This window comes from Pseudoclavibacter sp. RFBI5 (genome assembly GCF_002931395.1).
In the GTDB taxonomy this organism is placed as follows: domain Bacteria; phylum Actinomycetota; class Actinomycetes; order Actinomycetales; family Microbacteriaceae; genus Pseudoclavibacter.
In genome coordinates, this window is record NZ_PSYA01000011.1 from 142,087 (window position 1) to 160,111 (window position 18,025).

Annotated in this window: 14 protein-coding genes; 13 read left to right on the plus strand and 1 reads right to left on the minus strand. The window is 69.1% G+C overall.

Annotated elements, in window-relative coordinates:
- Nucleotides 1-16 precede the first annotated feature (16 nt).
- From C5E06_RS14840 to C5E06_RS14865, 6 genes are all read left to right on the plus strand, one after another.
- Nucleotides 17-1,006, plus strand: coding sequence for a fumarylacetoacetate hydrolase family protein (locus C5E06_RS14840; protein ID WP_258067677.1), 990 nt, complete (start codon nt 17-19; stop codon nt 1,004-1,006).
- The gene (locus tag C5E06_RS14845) at nt 1,003-2,061 is read left to right on the plus strand and encodes a cyclase family protein (RefSeq protein WP_104307415.1); all 1,059 of its coding nucleotides are present in this window, start codon (nt 1,003-1,005) and stop codon (nt 2,059-2,061) included. The genes C5E06_RS14840 and C5E06_RS14845 overlap by 4 nt, the downstream gene beginning before the upstream one ends.
- A gap of 88 nt (nt 2,062-2,149) precedes the next feature.
- Nucleotides 2,150-3,283, plus strand: a complete 1,134-nt coding sequence (locus tag C5E06_RS14850; RefSeq protein WP_104307450.1) for an FAD-dependent monooxygenase — start codon at nt 2,150-2,152, stop codon at nt 3,281-3,283.
- Nucleotides 3,280-4,341, plus strand: a complete 1,062-nt coding sequence (locus C5E06_RS14855) for an amidohydrolase family protein (RefSeq protein WP_104307416.1) — start codon at nt 3,280-3,282, stop codon at nt 4,339-4,341. The genes C5E06_RS14850 and C5E06_RS14855 overlap by 4 nt, the downstream gene beginning before the upstream one ends.
- Nucleotides 4,338-5,360, plus strand: coding sequence for a fumarylacetoacetate hydrolase family protein (locus C5E06_RS14860; RefSeq protein WP_258067681.1), 1,023 nt, complete (start codon nt 4,338-4,340; stop codon nt 5,358-5,360). Before C5E06_RS14855 ends, C5E06_RS14860 begins: the two co-directional genes overlap by 4 nt.
- A 113-nt stretch (nt 5,361-5,473) precedes the next feature.
- Nucleotides 5,474-6,670, plus strand: a complete 1,197-nt coding sequence (locus C5E06_RS14865; RefSeq protein ID WP_104307451.1) for an acetyl-CoA C-acetyltransferase — start codon at nt 5,474-5,476, stop codon at nt 6,668-6,670.
- 745 nt (nt 6,671-7,415) lie between these two features.
- On the opposite strand, the gene C5E06_RS14870 is transcribed toward C5E06_RS14865, so the two are convergent.
- Nucleotides 7,416-8,354 (minus strand): LysR family transcriptional regulator, encoded by a 939-nt coding sequence (locus C5E06_RS14870; protein WP_104239795.1) that lies wholly within the window; start codon nt 8,352-8,354, stop codon nt 7,416-7,418.
- Between the two features lie 192 nt (nt 8,355-8,546).
- On the opposite strand from C5E06_RS14870, the gene C5E06_RS14875 reads away from it, so the two are divergent.
- The 7 genes from C5E06_RS14875 to C5E06_RS14905 all read left to right on the plus strand — a co-directional run bounded on the left by C5E06_RS14875 (nt 8,547) and on the right by C5E06_RS14905 (nt 18,006).
- Nucleotides 8,547-9,839 (plus strand): ABC transporter substrate-binding protein, encoded by a 1,293-nt coding sequence (locus C5E06_RS14875; RefSeq protein ID WP_104307418.1) that lies wholly within the window; start codon nt 8,547-8,549, stop codon nt 9,837-9,839.
- 51 nt (nt 9,840-9,890) lie between these two features.
- Nucleotides 9,891-10,865 (plus strand): carbohydrate ABC transporter permease, encoded by a 975-nt coding sequence (locus C5E06_RS14880; RefSeq protein WP_104239793.1) that lies wholly within the window; start codon nt 9,891-9,893, stop codon nt 10,863-10,865.
- A gap of 1 nt (nt 10,866) precedes the next feature.
- Nucleotides 10,867-11,703 (plus strand): carbohydrate ABC transporter permease, encoded by an 837-nt coding sequence (locus C5E06_RS14885; RefSeq protein ID WP_104239792.1) that lies wholly within the window; start codon nt 10,867-10,869, stop codon nt 11,701-11,703.
- Nucleotides 11,704-11,718: 15 nt separating this feature from the next.
- Nucleotides 11,719-13,221 carry a DUF6379 domain-containing protein gene (locus tag C5E06_RS14890; RefSeq protein ID WP_104239791.1) on the plus strand — a complete coding sequence of 501 codons (1,503 nt, stop codon included), beginning with the start codon at nt 11,719-11,721 and terminating at the stop codon, nt 13,219-13,221.
- Nucleotides 13,222-14,254: 1,033 nt separating this feature from the next.
- Entirely contained in the window at nt 14,255-15,556 is a 1,302-nt protein-coding gene (locus C5E06_RS14895) for a DUF6379 domain-containing protein (RefSeq protein WP_104307419.1), read from the plus strand.
- A 72-nt stretch (nt 15,557-15,628) separates the two neighbouring features.
- Nucleotides 15,629-16,423, plus strand: a complete 795-nt coding sequence (locus C5E06_RS14900) for a TIM barrel protein (protein ID WP_104307420.1) — start codon at nt 15,629-15,631, stop codon at nt 16,421-16,423.
- Nucleotides 16,420-18,006 carry a GMC oxidoreductase gene (locus C5E06_RS14905; protein ID WP_104307421.1) on the plus strand — a complete coding sequence of 529 codons (1,587 nt, stop codon included), beginning with the start codon at nt 16,420-16,422 and terminating at the stop codon, nt 18,004-18,006. The genes C5E06_RS14900 and C5E06_RS14905 overlap by 4 nt, the downstream gene beginning before the upstream one ends.
- Nucleotides 18,007-18,025: the final 19 nt, after the last annotated feature.

Here is an 18,025-nt window from a genome sequence, read left to right on the forward strand (position 1 = left end):
GAATTGGAGACCAGCCGTGACATCGTCGTCCGAAGGCCTGACCGCCGACTTCGCTCTTGCCCGCTTCAGTGTGGGGGAGGGGACGCCGCAGCTCGGACTCGTCGTGGCCGGCCGCATCCGCCCGCTGAGCAGCGAGGAGCTCGGCGCAGACTCCCTCAACGACTTCCTCGCTGAAGCGCCCGCCTCATGGGACCGCCTCGCGCAGCTCGCAGCAGCCGCCGATGGCGCCGATTGGCTCGCCCTCGACGACGTCACCCTCGAAGCGCCAGTCGAGCCACGCCAAGTGCTGCAGACTGGCGCCAACTACCGCACGCATGTCATCGACCTCGTCGCTGCCGGCCGGGCGAAGAACGACCCGCGCCCCATCGAGGAGCTGCGCGAGTGGGCGGCCGAGATGATGGATGCACGCGCCAGGGACGGCGAGCCGTACTTCTTCATCGGCCTCCCCACGGCCGTCGCCGGCGTCGACGCCGAGCTCGAGCTGCCCGGCTACAGCGACCAGCACGACTGGGAGCTGGAGCTCGCCGTGGTCATCGGCAAGCGCGCGCACCGCGTCTCCCGCGAGGATGCCCTCGGCCACGTCGCCGGGTACACGATCGTCAACGACATCTCGACGCGCGACCTCATCTTCCGGAAGGACATGAAGGAGATCGGCACGGATTGGTACCGGGGCAAGAACGCTCCGGGCTTCCTCCCGACGGGACCCTTCCTCGTGCCAGCGCAGTTCGTGACCGACCCGCACTCGCTCACGCTGAAGCTCACGCTCAACGGCGACACCATGCAGGACGCCGTCAGCGACGACCTCCTCTTCGACATCCCCGCGCTCATCTCGGCCGCATCCGAGAACATGCCGCTCCTCCCCGGAGACCTGCTCCTCACCGGCAGCCCGGCCGGCAACGGCATCGTGCACGGCCGCCTCCTCCGCGATGGCGACGTCATGGTGAGCGTCATCCAGGGGCTCGGCACGCAGACCACGCGGGTGCGCGCAGAAGCGGTCTCCTCGTGACCTCCCTCACCGACACCGGCGACACCACCGACACCGGCGACGCTGGGGGAGCCCCTGAAGTCACGGGAGCCCCCACCGCGAACCCTGCCGAGCTCGACCGCACCGACCCCACCACCGAGGTAGCCCGCGCGGCGAAGGCCTTCCGCAACTGGGGCCGTTGGGGCGACGACGACCGCATCGGCACGCTCAACTTCATCGACGACGCCAAGCGCGCCGCCGCGGCGAAGCTCGTGCGCGCAGGCCGCAGCTTCTCGCTCTCGCAGCCCTTCGACATGAACGGCCCACAGATGGGGTGGCGGCGCCGCACGAACCCCGTGCACACGATGCTCGACACGGGCACGGATGCGCAGCTCGCGAACCAGGGGTTCCCGCACGGTCTCGGCGGGGCCGACGACGTCATCGCCATGCCGCTGCAGTGCTCGACCCAGTGGGACGGCCTCGGCCACATCTTCGACCACGGCTACGCATGGAACGGCCGCCGCTCGGGCGAGGTCGTGACGAGCGAGGGCGACCTCGTGACGGGCATCGAGCACACGGCGGCCGAGATCGTGAGCCGCGGCGTGCTCCTCGATCTCGGCAGGCACCTGCGTGACAACGGAGAGCTCGAGGACGGCTACGCGATCACGACCGCTGACCTCGAAGCGTGCATCCGCGCGCAGGGCGCCACGGCGGCGGTCGGCCGCGGCGACATCGTGCTCGTCCGCACTGGCCGCTACGCTCGCGCGCAACGCGACGGCTGGAACGGCTACGCCGGCGGGCCAAGCGCCGGGCTGTCGTTCACGACGGCCGGATGGCTGCACCGCTCCGAGATCGCGGCCATAGCGACCGACACGTGGGGCTTCGAGGTGCGCCCCAACGAGTTCGACGAGGCTTTCCAGCCCCTCCACCAGGTGGTCATCCCCAACATGGGACTCACCATCGGCGAGATGTGGGACCTCGAAGCCCTCGCATCCGCGTGCCAGGCCGACGGCGTGTACGAGTTCCTGCTCGTCGCACCGCCGCTGCCCATCACGGGTGCCGTCGGCTCGCCCGTCAACCCGATCGCCATCCGCTGAGCACCCACTCGTCCATCTCAGAGGCAACCCCGCCGCCGCTGACCCAGACACCTTCATCGTCAACGCAGACGCAGAAAGCAGGACCATCATGAGTGCAGTTTCCAAGGTCGCCATCGTCGGAGGCGGAGTCGCGGGCATGGTCTCCGCGATCATCCTCGCCGACGGCGGAGTCGAGGTCGACGTCTACGAGGCGAAGTCCGAGATCACGGCCCTCGGCTCCGGCATCACCCTGCAGGGCAACGCCCTGCGCGTCTTCGACCAGGTCGGCGTCTGGGAGCGCATCCAGGAGCAGTCCTACTCGTTCGACGACGTCAGCATGCGCGCCCCCGACCCCGCGGGCACCGTCATCGCGAGCCTCACCGAGACCCGCACGGGCGGCCCCGAGTACCCCGCGACGGCCGGCATGTACCGCCCAGACCTGGCCAAGATCCTCGCCGAACGCGCCCTCGACGTCGGTGCGCGCATCCACTACGGCACCACGGTCACGGGCCTCGAGCAGGACGCCGACAGCGTGACCCTCACGACGGATGCTGGCGACACGTCGCGCGTCGACCTCGTCATCGGCGCCGACGGCCTCAACTCGCCGACCCGCTCGCTCATCGGCATCGAGACGAAGCCGGAGCGCACCGGCATGGGCATCTGGCGCGCCTTCGTGGCCCGCCCCGCCGAGGTCACCCACACCGACCTCTACTACGGCGGCCGCTGCTTCATCGCCGGCTACTGCCCGACCGGCGAGAACAGCATCTACGCGTACCTCGTCGAGAAGGCGCAGGACCGCAGCGGCCTCACGCCCGCCGAGAGCGTCGAGATCATGCGCGACCTCGCCGGCAGCTACGGCGGACCGTGGCAGGAGATCCGGGATTCGCTCACCGAGTCGGCCCGCGTGCACTACACGCTCTTCACCTCGCACGTCGTGCCGGATGCGTGGAACCGCGGCCGCGTCGTCGTCATCGGCGACGCCGCCCACAGCTGCCCTCCCACGATCGCGCAGGGCGCGGCCCAGGCCGCCGAGGACGGGCTCGTGCTCGCCACGATGCTGCTCGAGCGCGAGCAGCTCGACCAGCCGTTCTGGGACGACTTCCACGCCCGCCGTCTCCCTCGCGCGGCCCACGTCGTCGAGGCGTCCACGACCCTCGGCCAGTGGCAGCTCGACGGCAAGCGCGACGGCAACGTGCCCGCCCTCATGGGCGGCGTCGCGCAGCTCGTGGCGGTGCCGGCATGACCGCCGCGACCGTTTCCGGCCGTGCGTCCGGCGCTGCCGGCCAGATCGTCGACGTGCACGCGCACCTCCTCCTTCCCGCGCTCCAGGGCGCCGTTCAGGGGCGCGACCCGGAGGGCTTCGCCGCCGCCGGCGAGCTCGAAGCCAAGCGCAACGGGCCCGAGAGCCTCGCCGCCTCCGGCGCCATGATCAAGTCGCGCTTCCCGAAGCTCATCTCGCTCGAAGAGCGCCTCGCGGTCATGGATGTGCAGGGCGTGGACATGCAGCTCGTGTCCCCCTCGCCGAGCCACTACTACCCGTGGGCGGGCGAAGAGCTCGCCGTCTGGGCGGCGAAGGAGGCCAACGCGGCCATCGCCGCGCACGTCGCCGGTGCTCCCGACCACCTCCGCGGGCTCGGCCTCGTGCCGCTCCAGCATCCGCACCGCCTCGTCGAGCTACTCGAGGATGCCGTGCTCGCCAACGGCCTGGCCGGCGTCGAGCTATCGTCGTTCGCGGGCGATGTCGAGCTGAGCGACGCGCGCCTCGACGACTTCTGGCACCGCGCCGAGGAGCTCGAGGCCATCGTGTTCCTCCACCCGTTCGGGTGCAGCCTCGACGAGCGCCTCGACCGCTTCTACCTCTCCAACACCGTGGGCCAGCCCGCCGAGAACGCGGCCGCGATCTCGCACCTCATCTTCGGTGGCGTGCTCGACCGCTTCCCGAACCTCGTGCTCATCGCGGCCCACGGCGGCGGCTACCTGCCGACGTTCATCGGCCGCTCCGACCATGCCTGGGAGGTGCGGCCCGAAGCGCGCACGTGCCTGCGCGCGCCGTCCACGTACCTGCGGCAGCTGAGCTTCGACTCGCTCGTGCACACGCCGACCGCGCTGCGGAACCTCATCGCCGCCGTGGGCGCCGACCGGGTGCTCCTCGGCTCCGACTACCCGTTCGACATGGGCGTCGAGAACCCCGTCGAGCGGGTGCACGACGCGGAGCTCGGCGCCGACGACGAAGCGCAGGTCCTGTTCGGCAACGCCGCGCGACTGCCGCGCCTGTGGAACTCCGTGGAGGCGGCCCGGTGAGATACGCCAGGTGGATGCACGACGGCAGCGCACACGACGGGGTTGTCGTCGCGCACGAGGGCGGTGACCGGCTGCTCGCCTTCGCCGATGGGCTCACCGTGCTCGGGGCGACCCGGCTCGGGCTCGAGCGCGCCAACGCGGCCGCGACCTCGCTCATCGAGCGGGCCTGGGCGGATGGCTCGCTCGGCCTCGCGCCGTCGGTGTCCGACGTCGAACTGCTCGCGCCCATCGAGGCGCCGAGCGTGCGCGACTTCGTGGCGTTCGAGGAGCACGTCGAAGGCATCGTGAAGTCCATCGACGGCGACTCGGGAGTCGTCGCCGAGTGGTACGACGCGCCAACCTTCTACTTCACGAACCCGCACTCGCTCGTGGGCAGCGGGGCGAGCATCCGCCCGCCCGTGACCGAGCGGCTCGACTTCGAGCTCGAGGTGGCCGTCATCGTGGGCGCGGTCGACGTCAGCGACGGGGCGAACCTCGACGAGGCCAGCGCCGCCGGGCACGTCTTCGGCTACAGCGTCTTCAACGACTGGTCGGCCAGGGACATCCAGTCGCGCGAGATGAAGGTGCGCCTCGGTCCCTGCAAGGGCAAGGACTTCGCCGCGACGCTCGGCCCGTGGATCGTCACCGCAGACGAGCTCTCGGACGCGCACGACGCCGACGGCTTCCTCGAGCTCGAGCTGCAGGTGCTGGTCAACGGCGAGCTGATCGGCAGCGACCTGCTCTCGAACATGGGCTGGTCCTTCCCTCAGCTTCTGGTCTACGCGTCCCGCAATTCACGGGTCGTGCCGGGCGATGTGCTCGGCTCCGGCACCGCCGGCAACGGCGGGTGCCTCGCCGAGCTGTGGGGCCGCGCGGGCTCCCTCACACCGCCCCCGCTCGCCGAGGGCGACGTCGTCGAGCTGCGCGTCGAGCGCATCGGCGAAGTCAGCAACATCATCGGCGCGGCCGTCGAAGCGGTGCCGGTCCCGCGCGCCCGGGCGGCGTCGCGGGCACGAACGAGAGGACGCGTCAGCGCATGAGCGGCACGAACCGCGACGACGGACTCGACGCAGGCGGCTCGCTCCGGAGCGGTGCGATCGGCGGCGAAGCCGGCGGCTCCGTCGACATCGCGGGCGGGCCTTCCGCTGGTGGGATGGCGAGCGTCCCGAGTCCGAGTGACATCGTCATCGTCGCCGCCGCGCGCACCCCGCAGGGCAAGCTCAATGGGCAGCTCTCGACGCTGACCGCTCCGCAGCTCGGTGCCGCCGCGATCAGCGGCGCGCTCGAGCAGGCCGGCATCGACACCTCGCTAGTCGACGCCGTCCTCATCGGGCACGTGCTGTCCGCCGGCGTCGGGCAGAACGCGGGACGTCAGGCGGCGCTCGCCGCGGGCATCCCGGCCTCGGCGCACGTCGCCTCCATCAACAAGGTGTGCCTCTCGGGCCTGACGGCAGTCATCGACGCCGCTCGCCTGCTGAAGACGGGCGACGCGCAGCTCGTCGTCGCAGCCGGCATGGAGTCGATGAGCCAGGCGCCGCACCTCCTCGCCGGTTCCCGCAAGGGCTGGGCCTACGGCTCTGTCGAGGCGCTCGACCACATGGCCCATGACGGGCTGACGGATGCGGCCTCCGGCCAGAGCATGGGCTTGCTCACCGAGCAGCACAACACGAGCCTCGGCATCACGCGCGAGGCACAGGATGCCGTCGCCGCGCGCTCCCATCAGCGTGCCGCCGCGGCCGTGGATGCTGGCCTCTTCGACGCCGAGATCGTCGCCGTCGACGTGCCAGTGCGCCGCGGCGAGCCCGTGCGAGTGACGCGCGATGAGGGCATCCGCCCCTCGACCACGGCTGAGTCGCTTGCCGGGCTGCGCGCCGCCTTCGCCGCGGACGGCACCATCACAGCTGGCAACGCCTCGCCTATCTCCGACGGCGCTTCGGCGGTTGTCCTCACTACCCGCGCCTTCGCGGACGCGCACGGCTACGACGTGCTCGCCGTCGTCGGCGCGGCCGGCCAGGTCGCCGGCCCCGACGCGTCGCTGCAGTCGCAGCCGTCGCGCGCCATCGCCCGCGCCTGCGAGAAGCAGGGGATCGCGGCTTCCACGCTCGATCACATCGAGATCAACGAGGCCTTCGCCGCGGTTGTCGTCCAGTCGCAGGCCGAACTCGGTGTGTCCGACGAGGTGGTTAACCCGCACGGCGGCGCGATCGCCCTCGGCCACCCGATCGGAGCATCCGGTGCCCGACTCGTCGTGCGCGCCGTGCACGAGCTCGCCCGCCGAGGCGGCGGAACCGCGGCCGTCGCCCTCTGCGGCGGAGGCGGCCAGGGCGACGCCCTCATCCTGACCCGGTAAGCGCTGATCCGCTGATCCGCTGATCCGCTGATCCGCTGGCGGCAGCCCAACTGACGCTGGTCCGCTGGTCCGCGGCGCACTGATGGGGTGCCCCGCTGCCCCGCGTTTCCGCCGATCCGCTGACTACTCCTGTTTCGGGATGGCTTTGGCGCTTCGGGATGGCTTACAAGCCATCTGCGTGCGTGGAAGCCATCCCGAAATTGCGGGCGGGTGCTGGCGGAATGGCTGAGCAAGTCTCGGGATGGGTTTGGCGCTTCGTGCGGGTGGCCTTCTTGCGTCGAGGTGAGGATCCCATGCCGAGGAGTTTCCGCGCGGTGTTGACGTTGGCGAGCGAATCTCGGGATGGTTTTCGCGCTTGGGGATGGCTTGCAAGTCATCTGCGTGCGTGGAAGCCATCCCGAAATTGCGGGCGGGTGCTGGCGGAGTGGCTGAGCGAATCTCGGGATGCCTTTCGCGCTTCGGGATGGCTTGCAAGTCATCTGCGTGCGTGGAAGCCATCCCGAAATTGCGGGCGGGTGCTGGCGGAATGGCTGAGCAAGTCTCGGGATGGGTTTGGCGCTTCGTGCGGGTGGCCTTCTTGCGCCGAGGTGAGGATCCCATCCCGAGGAGTTTTCGCGCGGTGTTGACGTTGGCGAGCGAATCTCGGGATGGGTTTCGCGCTTGGGGATGGCTTGCAAGCCATCTGCAAGCGTGAAACCCATCCCGAAACCAGTGGATTCGAGGAAGCGCCGCGCCGGCCTGCCGCCTACGCCGCGCCGACCTCCGCCTGCATGGCCTCGCCAGCCTGCGCGAAGAGGCGGCGCATCCACGCGTGCTCTGGGTCGCTGTTGTGGGTGGGATGCCACCAGAGGGCGGCCGAGATGGGGGTCGCGTCGAAGGGCGGCTCGAGCACGCGGAATCCCTCGCTCGGGATGAGCACGTCGGTGAGCCGCTTCTGCATGAGGGCGAGCCGGTTGGTGCCTTCGACGAAGTGGGGGAGGACGTGGAAGCCCTCGACGACGGCGGCCACGGTCGGCTCGATGCCGAGTTCGCGGATCTGCCTGCTCGCCGAGGTGAACGCCGACCGGGAGAGGTAGTTGAACACCCACGGCAGCTCGGCGATGTTCTCCATCGTGATCTGCTCGCCCACGTGCGGGTTGTCGTCGGTGCAGATGATGCGCCACTCGTCGGTGAAGAGGTCGTTGTAGGGGAGGTCGCTGAGGAAGCCGTGGGGGATCATCATGGCGTCGACCGAGCGGAGCTGCGCGATGGCGTCCTCGACGATGGAGGGGTTGTGCATCCGGAACCGGAAGCGCACGCCCGGGGCGGTCTCGGCGGCGAGCTTGGAGACGGCGGCGCCGATGGTCGCGAAGCCGTAGTCGGAGCCGAGCACCGTGAACTCGCGGGTCGACTGCGTCGGGTTCCATTCGGCTTGGCTGTCGAAGACGCGCCTGGCCGAGTCGAGGGCTGTGGCGGTGAGCTCGCTGAGGCGCACGGCGAGGGGCGTCAACTCGTATGTGTTGCCGGTGCGGGCGAGGATCTTGTCGTTGAAGTGCGTGCGAAGACGACCGAGGGATGCGCTGAGCGCGGGTTGGCTGAGGTGCAGTCGCTCTGCCGCTCTGGTGACGCTGCGTTCCGTGAGGAGGGCGTCGAGTGAGACGAGCAGGTTGAGGTCGAGCCTGGAGAGCGGTGTTTCTGTGGTCACGTCGTTGTGCCTCCGGATCGGGGGTGTGGCGCCAGCATATCCGTCTCGGTGATGCGCTCGGCGGGTTCCGGGCCGTGAGTTATGCGGAGCATCGCAACTACTTATGTGTGTTTTGCGCACAAGCCTGCCAGACTGAACCCAGCTCCGGTACGGCCGGAGGATCTTCGACAACGCTGTCAAGAAAGGCAAAAAATGTCTCACTCCCGTAACCAGCGGATGCGCCTCAGCGCAGCACTCGCCCTCCCGGTTGCCGGTGTCCTCGCTCTCTCCGGTTGCGCAAGCGGCGGCGGCGGCGACACCGCAGGCGGCGGCGCCACCGAGTTCTCCCTCACCTACGCAACCTCGAACAACCTCGAGAACCCGTACGAGGCGCTCGCGAACGCGTACATGGAAGCCAACCCCGACGTGACGATCACGCTCAACCCGCAGCCGAACGACCGCTACGGCGAGACGCTCCGCACGCAGCTCCAGGCGGGCAACGCCCCGGACGTCATCCAGACGGCCCCCGGATCGGGCCAGGGCCAGGCGGTCCTCAGCCTCGGCGAGGCTGGCTTTCTCGCACCCCTCGGCGAGACCGCATCCGGTGTCATCCCCGAGGGCAGCGAGGCGCTCTACACCTACGAGGACCAGGTGCTCGCGCAGCCCGTCGACTTCACCGTGGCCGGCTTCGTCTACAGCAACTCCTCGGCGGAGGCCGCTGGCGTGACCAGCTACCCCGCCGACACGGCCGAGCTCATCGGCAAGTGCGGCGACCTCACCTCGCAGGGCAAGTCGATGATCGTCATCGCCGGAGCCGCAGGCCCCAACACGGGGATGACCGCCATGTCGATCTCGGCGACCCGCGTCTACGCGGAGACCCCCGACTGGAACGAGCAGCGCGAAGCCGGCGACGTCACCTTCGCCGACTCGCAGGGCTGGAAGGACACGCTCGAGACGATCATCGACCTCAAGGATGCGGGCTGCTTCCAGCCTGGTGCCGAGGGTGCTGGCTTCGACGTCATCACGAACAACATCACGCAGGGCACGTCGCTCGGTGGTTTCCTCCCCGGTTCCTCCGCCAACGAGCTGGCCGAGGCCAACCCGGACCTCGACTTCTCCATCGAGCCCTTCCCGTCCGCTGACGGCGGCAAGCCGTACGTGCTCGCCAGCTCCAACTACTCGCTCTCCATCAACGCGGCAAGCGACAAGCAGGAGGCCGCCCAGGCGTTCCTCGACTGGGTCGCGGGTGACGAGGGCGCGAAGCTCTTCTCCGACGTGTCCGGTGCGCTCCCCGTCTCCGGCATCGAGAACTACGAATTCGAAGGCTCCGCGTACGCGAGCGTCGAGCAGGTCCTCACCGACGGCTCCTACACGCCGCTGCCGAACAGCCTCTGGCCGAACCAGGCCGTCTACGACGAGCTGCAGAAGGGCGTCCAGGGCCTCTTCACCGGTCAGACCACGGTCGACGGCGTCCTCTCGGCAATGGATGCGGCCTGGGACAGCTGACCTCCAAGGTCAGGCACCCACCGCATCCACACGTAGCAAAGGAGCCAGTTCATGACTGCGACACTGCACAGCGACGGCAAGACCGAGTCAGCTGCTGAAGACCAGTCGCCCACGGGGGAGGGTGGCAAGAAGGCCGCCCTCCCCCGCAAGGGGCGTCCCCTTCTCCAATTCGGTCACTGGTGGTGGGTGCTGCCCGGCCTCGTGCTCGTGGCGTTCATCCACTACGCCGCGACGGCCGCCGGAGGCTTCTTCGCGTTCACGAACTGGTCTGGCATCGGCTCGTTCACGTTCGTCGGGTTCGACAACTTCGCCGATATCTTCGCCGACCCGAGCAAGATCGGCGCCGTCGGCAACACGCTGTTCCTCGCGTTCGGCTCGGTCATCCTCACCAACATCGCCGGCCTCATCCTGGCCCTCGCACTCAACCGCGGGCTCAAGACGCGCTACATCCTCCGCACCCTGTTCTTCATGCCGGTGGTGCTCAGCCCGCTCGCGGTCGCCTACATCTGGAAGTTCATCTTCGAGTTCAACGGCCCGCTCAACGCGTTCCTGGGGATGCTCGGCTTCGCCGAATACCAGAAGGCCTGGCTGGCAGACCCGCAGTGGTCGATCTGGGCGGTCCTCATCGTCATCGTCTGGCAGAACACGGGCTTCACGATGGTCATCTACATCGCCGGCCTCGCCAGTGTGCCCGTCGAGATCGAAGAGGCCGCCGCCATCGACGGCGCCAGCATGCTCCAGCGCTTCTGGTACATCACGCTCCCCTCGATCCGCTCGGCCGTCGCCATCGCGACGACGCTCGGACTCGTCAACGGGCTGCGCATCTTCGACCAGGTCATGGCCCTCACTGGCGGAGGGCCAGCAGGTGCCACGGAGACGCTCGCGACGGAGGTCTACAAGCAGACCTTCTCGCTCGGCAACTTCGGCTACGGAGCGGCGCTCGCGCTCATCCTCACCGTCATCATCCTCATCTTCGCCGTCCTCCAGCAGAAGCTCACGGCCGAACGCCCCGAGAAGGGACGCTGACATGTTCAGGTACACCAAGTTCACGCTGATCAGGGAAGTCGCGGTCTGGCTCGTCGCCATCGTGTTCCTGCTGCCGTTCTACTTCCTCGTCATCACGGCGTTCAAGAGCGACCAGGAGGTCTTCTCAACCTCTGCCACCGAGCTCCCCGCAACGTGGACGGTCGAGAACTTCGCCAACGTCATGACGGCGACGGGGCAGTCGAACGTGCTCATCGGCCTGCTCAACAGCATCATCATCACGGGCGGCACGATCCTCTGCATGGTGATCCTCGGGGCGCTCGCGGGCTACGTCATCACGCGCAGCACCCGCCGCTGGACCCAGGTTTCGTACTACATCTTCCTCATCGCGATCATCCTGCCCACGCAGCTCGGCACCGTTCCCCTCTACATGGGGGCCCGCGCGCTCGGCCTGACCGGTTCGCTGTGGGGCATGATCGTGCTCTACACGGGGATGCTCCTCCCGCTCGCGATCTTCCTGTACGCCAACTTCTTCCGCGGACTCGGCACCGACTATGAGGAGGCTGCGGCCCTCGACGGGGCGAGCCCCACGCAGGTGTTCTTCCAGATCATCCTGCCCCTCATGGCGCCGGCCACCGGAACGGTCGCGATCCTCGCCGGCCTCATCGTGTGGAACGACTTCTTCACGTCGCTCATCTTCCTCGGCGGCTCCGACTTCCAGACGCTACCCGTGGCGATGTACTACTACGTCGGCGCGCTCGTCTCGCAGTGGAACCAGATCTTCTCCATCGTCATCATCTCGATGGTGCCGATCCTCATCTTCTACCTCGTCGCCCAGAAGCAGTTCATGCAGGGCTTCGCAGGCGGACTCAAGCACTAGGAATCGAGACCCCACATGGCAACGCAAGACACCCTGCTCAGCGAGCAGAGCCTCTTCCCCCACCCGGATGGCGCAGCGCTCAGCCTGCAGCTGCCCTGGTACCGCAGCGTGTGGCTCTCCTCGGTCACGGGCCTCGCGCTCGAGATCGACGGCGCCGCGATCGACGCCTCGAAGCTGCGCCTCGAGCACCGTGGCGAGAGCTACCGCCTCGACGACATCGCCGAGCAGTCGGAGGTGCTGTGGTTCCTGCAGGACCGCCCGCGGCTCGTCGTCGAACTCGACGAGCCGATCGCGGACGGCAGCGAGCACGAGGTCCGCCTCGTCGCCGACCTGCGACTGCCGTACATGCAGATCAAGCCGGGTAGCGAGATCGAGCCGGGCCTCTACGTCCCGAACCACGTCGACGTGACCCGCACGCTCGTCGCGAGCGAGGCCGTCGAGGCTGCGACCACCCCGTACTTCGAGGCGTCGGCGGCGGATGCACTCGGCGAGTTCGCCGAGCCCCGCGACAGCGACCCCTTCAAGCTCGGCCTCACCCTCTACTCGGCAACGGCCGAGTTCGCGGCCGGCTGGTACGACTTCGACTCCCTTCTGGCGCGCGTCGCCGAGCTCGGCATCGGGCCCGGCATCGAGATCGTCGCCTCCCAGATGGTGCCCACGTACCCGCACGTCTCCGACGAGTTCGTCGCGAAGTGGCGGAGCGCGTTCGACAAGTACGGCTTCGACGCCAGCTCGTTCGGCGCGAACCTCGACATGGGCCGCAACCGGTCGCGCGACATGAGCCTCGACGAGGAGTTCGAGTTCACCGAGACGCTGCTGCAGTCGGCGAAGAAGCTCGACTTCCCGCTCGTGCGCATCCAGAGCGCGAAACCGGAGCTGCTGCGGCGCATCCTGCCCATCGCGGAGCGCTTGAACCTCAAGCTCGGCTACGAGATCCACGCGCCGCTCGGGCCGAACGCCGAGCCCATCGTGAAGGTGCGGGAGGTCTTCGAGGAGTTCGACTCCCCGCTGCTCGGCTTCGTCGCCGACTTCTCGTCGACGATGCACAGCATGGCGCCGACGCTGCTGCGTTCGGTGAAGAAGCGCGGCCTCGACGACGCCGCGGTGGAGAAGCTCCAGGAGATCTGGCGCACCGATGTGCCCATGCGCGAGCGCCAGCAGGCGTTCATCGCGTACCTCGAGGGGCGGGGCATCAACCCGGGCATCCTCGGCTCGCTCGCGCACCTGTCCTTCAACATGCAGGGCCGCGTGGATGTGCGCGAGTGGTCGGACATCATGCCGCAGATCCTGCACGTGCACGCCAAGTTCTACGACATCGACGAGCACGGCGACGAGCCGGCGATCGACTACCGCGCGATCACCGAGGAGTTCGTGCGCGGCGGCTTCTCCGGCTACATGTCGAGCGAGTGGGAGGGCCACGCCTTCGCTGACCTCGGCGAGGTCGACCCGCTTGTGCTCGTGCAGCGCCAGCACGCGCTCATCCGCCGCAGCATGCGGGAGGTGCAGGCGCTGGCCTGAGTAGCCAGCCGCGCTCTGAGCTGAGCAGACGTGGGGGTTGCGCACGTGAATCCGTTGATTCACATGCGCAACCCCCACATCTGCGCTTGGAGGGAGTGGGCGGAGGCGCGGGCGGAGGTGCCGGGAGTGGGTGGAGGTGCAGGTATGTGTGGTCTCGGGCGTCGCGCAGACCTGGGGGTTGTGCAGGCTGTGGGGCTCCCGGAGGTGCGCGTGGCCCAGGTCTGCTGGGCGCGTGGGCGCGCGGGCAGGGGATCTGCGTAGACCTGGGGGTTGTGCAGGCTGTGGGGCTCCCGAAGGTGCGCAGGGCCCAGGTCTGTGGGCGCGTGGGCGGGGTTCTGCGGAGACCTGGGGGTTGTGCAGGCTGTGGGGCTCCCGGAGGTGCGCGTGGCCCAGGTCTGCTGGGCGCGTGGGCGCGCGGGCAGGGATCTGCGTAGACCTGGGGGTTGTGCAGGCTGTGGGGCTCCCGAAGGTGCGCAGGGCCCAGGTCTGTGGGCGCGTGGGCGGGGTTCTGCGTAGACCTGGGGGTTGTGGAGGCGGAGGGGTGCCCGCAGGTGCGCGTGGCACAGGTCTGTGGGCGCGTGGGCGCGGGGAGGCGCGTGCGTGGGCGGGGTTCTGTGCAGCCCTGGGGGTTGTGGAGGCGGAGGGGTGCCCGCAGGTGCGGAAGGCCCAGGTTTGGAGGCGCGTGCGTGGGCGGGGTTCTGCGTAGACCTGGGGGTTGTGGAGGCGGAGGGGTGCCCGCAGGTGCGGAAGGCACAGGTCTGTGGGCGCGCGGGCGTGGGCGGGGTGCTGCGCAGACCTGGGGGTTGCGCAGGCAGAAGGTGCCCGCAGGTGCACAAGCCCCAGGTGTGCGGACCGACTGAGGCGAGGGCGGCCGTGCGGCGGCCGTGCAGCGGCGGATTCCGGATGCTCGGGCGCCGCTCTTACGGCCGGTCCGCCCGCATCCGCAGCACCTAAGGCGCACATCAGTCTTTCTTATGACTGAAACCGACATAAGTGCGTAGAGTGGACGCACAGACACAGAGAGTGAGCAACGATGCTTCTCGAGAGAGACCTCATCCAGTCCGTCGGCTTCCGCAACGTGCGCGAGGGCGACACGGTCACCGGGTTCCAATTCCAGCTCCGCATGCCGTCGTACCGCGGCATGGCGGCCTCGCTCATCGACGGGGTCGGCGTTGAGATCCCCGGCGTCGTCGACGTGGACCCGACCGTCCCGCTCTGGACGCTCCAGGGGAACACGTACACGCTCGAGGAGCTGTGGGTGTCGAAGGATGTGCGCTGGCAGCTCGACGAACCCGCCACCGTCACCGTCCCCCTCGAGGGCGGCCTGCCGGACGGCGTGCACGAGCTCTCGGTCGACCTGCGCCTGCGGATGTCGTACATCCCACTCGAGCACCAGCCGAGCCGCTACCAGGTGACGAAGCACATCACCCTCACGCCCGAGGCAGAAGGTGCCCAGTTCGCATACGGCGTCTCCCTCTACAGCTACATGGGCGACTACGGCACGGTCATGGACCTCGAGACCGCGCTGCGCTCGATCGCCGACCTCGGCGCCACCGGCGTCGAGATCCTCGGCGAGGGGCACATCCCCAACTACCCCAACCCGAGCGACGAGTGGGTCGACGAGTGGTTCGCGCTTCTCGACAAGTACTCGCTCGAGCCGACGAACTACGGCTCCTGGATCGACACGCGGCTCTTCTCGAGCGGAGCGCAGGCGCGCGACCTCACCGCGGCGGAGGGCGCACAGATCCTGCAGCGCGACCTGCGCCTCGCCAAGCGGCTCGGCTTCAGGTTCGTGCGCCCGAAGATCGGGGTCGTCACGAGCGACCTCGTGCCGCACCACAGCTGGACGGAAGCCGTCGAGCTGAGCCTTCCCCTCGCCGAGGAACTCGACGTCATCATCTGTCCGGAGATCCACTCGCCGACGCCCATCAAGCACGAGGTCGTGGACGACTACATCGCGCTCATCGAGCGCACCGGCACGAAGCACTTCGGGCTGCTCCTCGACACCGGCATCTTCCAGGACCGGCCGATCCCGCTGCGTCCGGGCGAGCTGCCGGGCAAGCGCCCCGACTTCCTCGACGGCATCGGCGTCGACCCGGCCGACATCGCCGGAATCATCGAGCACGTCGTGTTCATCCAGGCCAAGTTCCACGACATCGACGAGCACCTCGAGGACCAGCAGATCCCCTGGGAGCCGGTGCTCAAGTCCCTCAAGGACGCCGGGTACACGGGCTACCTCTCGAGCGAATACGAGGGCGAGCGCGAACCGTGGCGCTCCATCGAGCAGGTCCGCCGCCAGCACTCCCTCATCCGTCAGCTCGCCGACCGCCTCTAGCGCATCGCCCGCCTCGGGCTTCGACCTCCACGCGTCGACCCCTCACTCTTCGAACCCCGCAAAGGACCAGCCATGTACCAGCTCGCACCGAACATCGAACTCCTCTTCACCGAAGCCGGCGACTACCACGACCGAGTCCGCGCCGCCTCGGCTGCCGGCTTCGACGCCGTCGAGATGTGGGGGCCGACGGGCAAGGATGCACCCGCCAAGCCCAAGGACCTCCCCGCGCTCAAGGCGGCGCTGGAGGAGACAGGCACGCAGCTCACGGCGCAGCTCGCCGAGCCGCGCACGCAGTTCATGATTCCGCCGAAGGACCACTCCTTCTTCTACCAGTGCCTGGACGAGGGCGTCGCCATCGCGCAGGACCTCGGCTGCCCGCGCATCGTCGTCGGCAGCGGCACGGGCTTCGGCGGCTCGAAGCGCCAGACGCAGCTCGACGAGCTCATCGCCATCTACGAGAAGGCCATCACCCAGATCGAGGGCTCCGGCATCACGCTGGTGCTCGAGCCGGTCAACGTCCGCGTCGACCACCCCGGCTCGCTCCTCGACCGCACCTCGGAGGCCGTCTACGTCGCCCGCGGCGTCGGCTCCCCGAACTTCGGCGTGCTCTACGACATCTACCACTCTGCCGTCGAGGGCGAGGACATGGCGGCCGAGCTCGCCAACGCCGGAGACATCGTCAAGTACGTGCAGCTGGCGGATGCGCCGGGCCGCGGCGAGCCCGGCAGCGGCTCGCTCGACTGGGCCGAGAAGTTCTCCGTGCTGCGCGCATCCGGCTACGACGGCCCCATCGGCCTCGAGTACTACCCGACCACGGAGTCGGCTGCATCGGTGGCCTTCGTGAAGGAAGCCGCGGCGTCGGCATGAGCCGCTACCCGGAGCGCGTCGACGTCGCCATCGTCGGCAGCGGACCAGCCGGCGCGAGCTACGCGCGCATCCTGAGCGAGACGGCACCCGAGCTGCGCATCGCGATGTTCGAGGTCGGGCCGACCGTCTCGAACCCGCCAGGCGCGCACGTCAAGAACATCGAGGACCTCGAAGCTCGGAGCTCCGCCCAGCGGCGTTCCGAGGGGCCGGGCGAAGCGGCCTCCAAGCTCAACAGCCCCGTCGCCCTCGCGCAGGGGAAGCGACAGTCGCGCCCGGGCACGTACATCCTTCCCGACGGCGACTTCTCGGTCGACGGCGGCGACGGGATGCCCGTCGCGGCCATGTCGAGCAACGTGGGCGGCATGTCCGCCCACTGGACGGGCGCCTGCCCGCGCCCGGGCGAGAGCGAGCGCATCAGCTTCCTCGACGCGACGGGCGAGCTCGACGAACTCCTCGGTGAGGCCGAGCGCCTGCTCGGCGTCACGACCGACGCGTTCGAGGGGGCCCCCTTCAGCCAGGTCATCCGCGACCGGCTCTCACCGGTGGTCGACGGGGGCCGCGAGCCTGCCGCCCGCGTGCAGCGGATGCCGCTCGCCGTGCGGCGCCGTGACGACGGGCGCCTCGTCTGGTCGGGCTCCGACGTCGTCCTCGGCGACGTGACACGCGAGAACCCCAACTTCGAGCTCTTCGATGAGTCCCTCGTCACCAGGACCGTGCTCGGCGACGACGGCGCGGTCGCGGGAGTCGAGGTGCGCGACCTCAGCGAGGCCGGCGCAGCGCAGCTCAGCGTGGTCGCGGCCCGAGTGGTCGTCGTGGCCGCCGACGCGCTCCGCACCCCGCAGGTCCTGTGGGCCTCCGGGATCCGACCCGATGCGCTCGGCCGATACCTCAACGACCAGTCGCAGGTCGTCTTCGCCGCCCGGATCACGGGCATCGAAGCGCCGGAGGCGTCGGCAACAGCGGTGCAGGACAAGGCCGCTGGCGCCATCAGCGAGACGAGTGGCGTCAGCTGGGTGCCGTACACCGACGCGAAGCCGTTCCACGGGCAGATCATGCAGCTCGACGCGTCCCCCGTGCCGGTCGCGGTCGACGACGCCGTCATCCCCGGCTCCATCGTGGGGCTCGGCATGTTCTGCGCGAAGGAGCTGCAGCGCGACGACCGCGTGCTCTTCACCGAAGGGCACCTCGACAGCTACGGGATGCCGGCCGTGCGCATCCACTACACCGCGACGGACAAGGACCGAGCGGTGATGGATGCGGCGGAGGCCGAACTGCGCGTGCTCGGCGACGCCGTCGGCGAACCCCTCGACGAGCGCGTCATCCGCCTCCCCTTCGGCGCATCCCTGCACTACCAGGGCACAACCCGCATGGGCGAGACCGACGACGGCGAGAGCGTCTGCTCGCCGACAAGCGAGGTCTGGGGCGTGCCGGGGCTCTACGTCGCCGGCAACGGCGTCATCCCGACCTCGACCGCCTGCAACCCCACCCTCACGAGCGTCGCGCTCGCCGTGAAGGGCGCCCGCGACGTCGCGGCGAGGCTCACCACCGCACCAGCGCTCGCGTCGCAGACGACCGAGCACTGACCATGACTGACAACTGGCT

Excerpts from the sequence above, each read along its gene's own strand:
- C5E06_RS14905 (WP_104307421.1), top strand. The coding sequence starts at position 16,420 with ATGAGCCGCTACCCGGAGCGCGTCGACGTCGCCATCGTCGGCAGCGGA.
- C5E06_RS14885 (WP_104239792.1), top strand. The coding sequence starts at position 10,867 with ATGTTCAGGTACACCAAGTTCACGCTGATCAGGGAAGTCGCGGTCTGG.
- C5E06_RS14890 (WP_104239791.1), top strand. The coding sequence starts at position 11,719 with ATGGCAACGCAAGACACCCTGCTCAGCGAGCAGAGCCTCTTCCCCCAC.
- C5E06_RS14855 (WP_104307416.1), top strand. The coding sequence starts at position 3,280 with ATGACCGCCGCGACCGTTTCCGGCCGTGCGTCCGGCGCTGCCGGCCAG.
- C5E06_RS14900 (WP_104307420.1), top strand. The coding sequence starts at position 15,629 with ATGTACCAGCTCGCACCGAACATCGAACTCCTCTTCACCGAAGCCGGC.
- C5E06_RS14865 (WP_104307451.1), top strand. The coding sequence starts at position 5,474 with ATGGCGAGCGTCCCGAGTCCGAGTGACATCGTCATCGTCGCCGCCGCG.
- C5E06_RS14895 (WP_104307419.1), top strand. The coding sequence starts at position 14,255 with ATGCTTCTCGAGAGAGACCTCATCCAGTCCGTCGGCTTCCGCAACGTG.
- C5E06_RS14850 (WP_104307450.1), top strand. The coding sequence starts at position 2,150 with ATGAGTGCAGTTTCCAAGGTCGCCATCGTCGGAGGCGGAGTCGCGGGC.
- C5E06_RS14880 (WP_104239793.1), top strand. The coding sequence starts at position 9,891 with ATGACTGCGACACTGCACAGCGACGGCAAGACCGAGTCAGCTGCTGAA.
- C5E06_RS14875 (WP_104307418.1), top strand. The coding sequence starts at position 8,547 with ATGTCTCACTCCCGTAACCAGCGGATGCGCCTCAGCGCAGCACTCGCC.